The organism is Mycobacterium sp. E3251 (genome assembly GCF_001666835.1).
In the GTDB taxonomy this organism is placed as follows: domain Bacteria; phylum Actinomycetota; class Actinomycetes; order Mycobacteriales; family Mycobacteriaceae; genus Mycobacterium.
Genome location: NZ_LZJF01000138.1, coordinates 1 through 6,069, shown reverse-complemented (window position 1 = coordinate 6,069; position 6,069 = coordinate 1). Strand labels below are relative to the sequence as shown.

The 6,069-nt window shown below is 66.4% G+C and carries 8 protein-coding genes and 2 pseudogenes; 8 read left to right on the top strand and 2 right to left on the bottom strand.

What is annotated here, in order from left to right; genetic code table 11:
- From A5697_RS16390 to A5697_RS16370, 5 genes and pseudogenes are all read left to right on the top strand, one after another.
- Positions 1-284, top strand: a 284-nt coding sequence (locus tag A5697_RS16390) for a zinc-binding dehydrogenase (RefSeq protein ID WP_156673331.1), incomplete at its 5' end; no start/stop codon positions are given.
- Between the two features lie 62 nt (positions 285-346).
- Entirely contained in the window at positions 347-940 is a 594-nt protein-coding gene (locus tag A5697_RS16385; protein WP_231972086.1) for a TMEM175 family protein, read from the top strand.
- Between the two features lie 2 nt (positions 941-942).
- The gene (locus tag A5697_RS16380) at positions 943-1,623 is read left to right on the top strand and encodes a haloacid dehalogenase type II (RefSeq protein WP_068011405.1); all 681 of its coding nucleotides are present in this window, start codon (positions 943-945) and stop codon (positions 1,621-1,623) included.
- 27 nt (positions 1,624-1,650) lie between these two features.
- Entirely contained in the window at positions 1,651-3,105 is a 1,455-nt protein-coding gene (locus A5697_RS16375; protein WP_068011404.1) for an NAD(P)/FAD-dependent oxidoreductase, read from the top strand.
- 3 nt (positions 3,106-3,108) lie between these two features.
- Positions 3,109-3,324: pseudogene (locus A5697_RS16370) on the top strand (cupin); the annotation flags it as partial.
- Between the two features lie 38 nt (positions 3,325-3,362).
- On the opposite strand, the gene A5697_RS16365 reads toward A5697_RS16370, so the two are convergent.
- Positions 3,363-3,761, bottom strand: a complete 399-nt coding sequence (locus A5697_RS16365; RefSeq protein WP_068011407.1) for a VOC family protein — start codon at positions 3,759-3,761, stop codon at positions 3,363-3,365.
- A 133-nt stretch (positions 3,762-3,894) separates the two neighbouring features.
- Between A5697_RS16365 and A5697_RS16360 the strand changes: the two genes are divergently transcribed.
- The 3 genes and pseudogenes from A5697_RS16360 to A5697_RS27270 form a co-directional block, all read left to right on the top strand.
- The gene (locus A5697_RS16360) at positions 3,895-4,713 is read left to right on the top strand and encodes a GntR family transcriptional regulator (RefSeq protein WP_068011403.1); all 819 of its coding nucleotides are present in this window, start codon (positions 3,895-3,897) and stop codon (positions 4,711-4,713) included.
- Between the two features lie 88 nt (positions 4,714-4,801).
- Positions 4,802-5,278 carry a hypothetical protein gene (locus A5697_RS16355; protein ID WP_068011402.1) on the top strand — a complete coding sequence of 159 codons (477 nt, stop codon included), beginning with the start codon at positions 4,802-4,804 and terminating at the stop codon, positions 5,276-5,278.
- A gap of 15 nt (positions 5,279-5,293) precedes the next feature.
- A pseudogene (locus A5697_RS27270) lies at positions 5,294-5,521 on the top strand (WS/DGAT domain-containing protein); the annotation flags it as partial.
- Here the strand turns inward: A5697_RS27270 and purQ are convergent.
- The coding region (purQ, locus tag A5697_RS16350) for a phosphoribosylformylglycinamidine synthase subunit PurQ (RefSeq protein WP_067944871.1) at positions 5,518-6,069 on the bottom strand (552 nt) is incomplete at its 5' end. The pseudogene A5697_RS27270 and the gene purQ overlap by 4 nt on opposite strands.

Genomic DNA, 6,069 nt, shown 5'->3' with positions numbered 1-6,069 from the left:
CCTGCTTGGCGGGCTGGCTGGGCGGGCTCGACCCGATCGGAGATTTCAATCCACTGCTGCGCATGGCGAGCGGTGTCAACTGGAACTTCTTCGGCAGCTTCGTCTTTGGGACTCCGGGATTCCCGCTGTCGGACGTCCCTCTGCAAGATATCGCGCGGCAGGTCGCCGAGGGCGTGCTGGAGGCCAAGCCATCTCGCGTCTTCTCCTTCGACGAGATACGTGAGGCGCACCGGGTAATGGAAGCCGGGGACGCGGGCGGCAAGATGGTCGTGGTGATGCGGTGAGGTACGCCGCTTTAGCACAGGGGCCGATCGGACTCTCGCCCCTTCCGGCCTGAGGAGGCGTCGTGGTTGCGAGGAAATCCAGTCCGGGCCGGGTGGAAGCGTTTTCGGACGGTGTGTTCGCTGTCATCATCACGATCCTGGTGCTAGAGCTCAAACCGCCGGCCGCGCACAGCTTCAGCGCCCTGCTTCCGCTGTGGCCAACTGGCCTGAGCTATGTGGTCAGCTACCTGTTCATCGCGATCGTGTGGGTCAACCATCATCACTTGTTCAGCTACGCGGAGCTGGCCACGCCGCGGCTGGTGTGGTCGAATTTCGCGCACTTGTTTTCGGTGTCGCTCATACCGATAACCACCGAGTGGATCGCCGACAGCAGACTGGCCGCTGAGCCCGTGGCCTTGTACGCGTTCGTGTTTGTTCTCGTCAACATCACCTATCTCGCGCTATGCCGGGAGGTGGTCGACCGGCGGGCCCATGAAGACCTCACGGACCGGATGCGCCGATTGTTGCGGATGCGGTCATTCATAACGATGGGCGTCTTCACAACGGCGGGGGTGGTCGCACTTTGGTTGCCGTTGCTCGGGATGGCTTTGATTTGCCTGTGCTTGATCGGGTACTTACGGCCGGACGTGCCCACATTGCGGAAGATCGAGGCCTGACCATGCGCACACCGTCCGTCCTGGTTTTCGACGTCAACGAGACACTGGTCGATATCGACTCTCTCGCAACGCTTTTCACCGACCTGTTCGGTGATAAACGGGTGCTTCGTGAGTGGTTCGCCCAGCTGATCATGTACTCGATGTCCGCGACATTGGCGGACAGCTACGTCAACTTCTCAACGCTCGCGCAAGGCGTGCTGCGCATGGTCGGCGATGTGCACCGCGTCGACGTCTCCGACGATGACCTGCACCGCCTGAAGACCGGCCTGCTCACCATGCCGGCACACCCGGACGCGGCTGAAGGGCTCGCGACGTTGCGGGACAACGGCTTTCGCCTTGTAACCCTGACCAATTCGCCGCCGAACCCGGACGGGCCGACGGCGCTGCAGAGCTCCGGGCTGGGCGAATTCTTCGAACTACAACTGAGCGTCGATGGCTGCCGCGCCTTCAAGCCCGCGCCCGCCGTATACCGATACGCGTGCGAGACGGTCGGGGTGGCACCGGCCGACTGCATGATGGTGGCCGCGCACGTCTGGGACACCCTCGGCGCCCAGAAGGTCGGCTTCAGCGCTGCGCTCATTACCCGACCCGGCAATCCGCCGCTGCCGGTCGACGGGATGCCCCAGCCGAACCTCGTGGTGGGTGACTTGCGCGAGTTGGCCACGAAGCTCATCGCGAACTGAGGACAACCCGGGGGAGGACTACGGACCATGGCAGCACACGAGGAAACCGGCTACGACGTCGTCGTGCTCGGCGCCGGGCCGGTCGGGCAGAACGCCGCAGAGAGCGCCCGGGCGGCGGGGCTGAGCGTCGCTCTGGTCGAGCGTGAACTCGTCGGCGGCGAGTGTTCCTACTGGGCGTGCGTGCCCAGCAAAGCCCTGCTGCGTCCGGTGATTGCCGTATCGGAAGCCCGCCACGTCGACGGCGCCCGCGAGGCGGTCAGCGGGCCCATCAGCGTTGCGGGGGTCTTCGGCCGCCGCAACCGCTATGTCAGCAACTGGGACGACGCCGGCCAGGCCGATTGGGTAAGCGGAATCGGGGCCACCCTGGTACGCGGCCATGGCCGGTTGGATGGCCCCCGACGAGTCGCGGTCACCGCGTCTGACGGAGCCACCTCCGTGCTGACGGCGCGGCACGCAGTCGTGATCTGCACTGGAAGCCGGTCCGCCCTACCCGACGTGCCCGGCATCGACGAAGCCAAGCCGTGGACCAACCGCCAAGCCACCGACAGCGGCTCCGTCCCCGAGCGGCTCGCTGTGGTGGGAGGCGGTGGCGTAGGCGTCGAAATGGCGACTGCGTGGCGGGGATTGGGATCTCAGGTGACCCTCCTCGCGCGGGGGCAGGGCCTCCTCCCCCGGATGGAGCCTTTCGTGGGTGAACTCATCGGTCGTGGCCTCGCCGATGGCGGCGTGGATGTGCGCATCGGCGTATCGGTCCGCGCGCTGCGCCGGCCCGACGGCGGAGTGGTGACCCTCGAATTGGACGATGGCTCCGAAATAGAAGTCAGCGAAGTGCTTTTCGCGACGGGCCGTGCACCGCTCACCGACGACATCGGTCTGCACACCGTCGGGCTGGCACCCGGCGACTGGCTCGAGGTCGATGACACCTGCCAAGTGCGGGCGATAGAAGATGGCTGGCTATACGCCGCGGGCGACGTCAATCACCGGGCACTGCTGACCCATCAGGGGAAATATCAGGGCCGCGTGGCTGGAGCGGCGATCGGAGCGCGCGCGGCGGGTACCCCGTTGGACACCGCACCGTGGGGCCGGCATGCAACCACCGCCGACCATCACGCCGTGCCGCAAGCCTTCTTCACCACCCCCGAAGCCGCCGCGGTCGGCCTAACGGCCCGGCAGGCCGAGCGGGCCGGGCACCGGATACGGACGGTCGACGTGCAGATCGGCGATGTGGTGATGGGGGCCAAGCTTTATGCCGACGGGTACACCGGCCGGGCGCGGATGGTGGTGGACCTCGACCGCGGGCACTTGCTCGGGGTCACGCTGGTTGGGCCCGGGGTCACCGAAATGCTGCACTCCGCAACCATCGCCGTCGCCGGCCAGGTGCCCATCGAGCGGTTGTGGCACGCCGTGCCCTGCTTCCCCACGGTCAGCGAGCTGTGGCTGCGACTCCTCGAGGCGTATCGGGATGCGTCGGACCATAGTTGACGCATGGCCACCGCAGACGGATTCCATCCCGATTTCGGCGAGACAACAGCGGAAGCCACCCATAACAAGGTGCACCACGTCAGGGCATCGGACATCAGTTCCGACACCGCGCAATCGGACGGACTCCGTCGCTTCGCCGCGCTCAGCGGCGCGTCGGTCGGAGCCGAGAAGCTCTGGATGGGCGAGACACACGCGATGCCGTCGACCGTATCGTCCAATCAGGCGATCGTGGTGAATCTACCGGCGTCGTATCCGCTTCAATAGACTGCGATTTCGACGAGATTCCCGTCGATGTCGCGGCAGTAGTGTGAAGTCATCGGGCCCAAGGCTCCGGTTCTGGTGACCGGTCCCGCAACGATCTGCACGCCGCAGTCGGCGAGGTGGGCGCGCACCTCATCCGGGCCGCTGCGGGTGATGAAGCACAAGTCTTCGGAACCGGCGGCCTCGACCGACGCGGTGGTCCACTCTGGGTCGTCGGCCAGCGCCCCGACCGGCCGCAGGTTGAGTTTCTGCTCCCCGAAGCGCAGGGCGATCCGGCCTGAGGGACCGAACGTCTCTCGCCGCATGCCCAAAACCCGCTCGTACCACGCGGCGGTGGCCTCGACGTCTGTGCAGTTCAGCACGACATGATCGATCCGTTCCACCGCGAATCCCACGATCAACCTCCTGTGGTGTGCAGCCGAAAATTACTCGGCGCCAGAGTAATCCGACGTCGGTTGGCGGTTGTGAGCGGCGGCGGAACGGCCGGCGGCCTTTACGCCCCACTCACCAGACGTTTTAATACGTCTTATGACCACCCGGTCGCTCGACCTCGAGTCCGCCAATCTGCGGGTCCGGCGCGGCAGCGTGCCCGCGAGCACCCAACTCGCCGAAGCGCTCAAGGCCGCGATCATCAAGCAGCGGGTGCCCCGCGGCGGACGCCTGCCCAGCGAGCGGGAGCTGATCGAACGCTCCGGCCTGAGCCGGGTAACCGTGCGAGCGGCGGTCGGACTGCTCGAGCGCCAGGGCTGGCTGGTTCGGCGCCAGGGTCTGGGCACTTTCGTCACCAACCCGGTAAGACAAGAACTGGGCTCCGGCGTGCGCACGATCACCGAGGTCTTGGCCGGCTCTGGGATCACTCCGCATGTGGACGTGCTGTCCCATCGCGTCGGTGAGCCCCCGCAACGAGTAGCCGAAACGTTGGGCTTGTCCAGGGTTCTGTGCATCTACCGACGCTTCCGCGACGGGGACGTGCCCCTCGCGCTGATGATCGCCTACCTGCCGCCGGGACTCGGCAAGGCCGTCGAGCCGCTGCTGTCGAGCGCGTCCGACACGCAACCCGCGCGAGCGATGGAAAGCACCTACACGATGTGGGAGCGGCGACTGGGCACCCCCGTCGCCCGGGCCACCTATGAGATCCACGCCGCGGGGGCCTCCGTCGAGGTAGCCGGCGCATTGAATCTGCCGTTGGGCTCTCCCGTGCTCGTGCTCGAACGCGTCAGCTACGGCAATGACGGCAAGCCGCTGGAGGTCGTGGAGTTCCACTATCGTCCCGAGCGGTACCGGTTTTCGGTGACGCTGCCCCGGACCATGCCGGCGCCCGGTGCGGGGATTGTCGAGCGGCGCTGACGTCACTCAGCCAATTCTCAACAGATTCTTCGGTGGTTCATGGCTTGTCTCCCAGCATCCGCAAAGCCACTGGCCGCAGCATGTTTTCATGACGAACGAGCCCACGTGCGCGAACCTGGTCGAACGTTACCTGCGCACCCGCGGGCGACGCTATTTCCGTGGCCACCACGACGGTGAATACTTCTTCGTCACCGGTGCCCGCGCGTCCGCCGCGAGGCGCCTGCACGTCCACCTCGAGATCTCCCCCGAGCATGGCGACGTGCTGATCATTCGCGTGACTCCGGGGTGCTACTTCGCCGCCACCGAGCGCCCATGGCTGGTGCACTTCTCTGACACCTGGAACCGTCAGGAACGCGAAGTCACCGCGATCGTGCACGGCTCGTCCGATCCACAGCGGATCGGTCTGGTGGCGCGCAGGTCGCACTGGATCCGGCAGAACGTTTCCTTCGACGACTTCGCCGCCTTCGTCGACCGCACGATCGCCGACGCGACCGACCTCTTCGACGACTTGACTCCGGCGGTGGACCTGCCGACGGCGCATCCATTGCTGCGCGACGCCGGCTGATCCCCGCGACGGTAAGGCCCCGCACAGGACCCCGGCATAGTCAGCGCGGCGGTCAGCGAGATTTACTCGACCGGGGTGCTGTCGCCAGGCGCCCCGGTCAACATCACGGTGTGGAGCTATGTCGACCAGCTCGGCGTCGCCGTGCTCACCGACGACCAGACGTTCGGCGACCCACACGAAGCGACCGACGCCATCAGCGCGGCATTCTACGAATTGCGTTCAGCCGCAGGGGTTTCCGCCTAAACCGAAAGCACCGCGTCCAGCGCCGAATAGAACAGGCCCAAGCCGTCGTCGGAGGGGCCCGTCAACGCTTCGATGGCGTGCTCAGGGTGCGGCATCAACCCGACGACACGGCCGTTGGCGGAGCTGACTCCGGCGATGTCGTGCAGGGAGCCGTTGGGATTGTCGAGGTAGCGGAACACCACCCGGCCCTCCCCTTCCAGCTCGTCGAGCACATCGTCGGGGGCCACGTAGCGGCCCTCGCCCGACTTCAGCGGCACGAGCAGCTCAGCGCCCCACTCGAAACGCGACGTCCAGGCCGTTGAGATCGACGCCACCCGTAGCCACACATCGCGGCAGACGAAGTGCAGACCGACGTTGCGGGTGAGGGCCCCGGGCAGCAGGCCGGCCTCACACAGCACCTGAAAACCGTTGCAAATGCCTAACACTGGCATGCCGCGGTTCGCGGCGGCCACCACCTCGCCCATCACGGGGGCGAACCTCGCGATTGCCCCGGCCCGCAGGTAGTCGCCATAGGAGAAACCTCCCGGCACCACCACGGCGTCGACGCC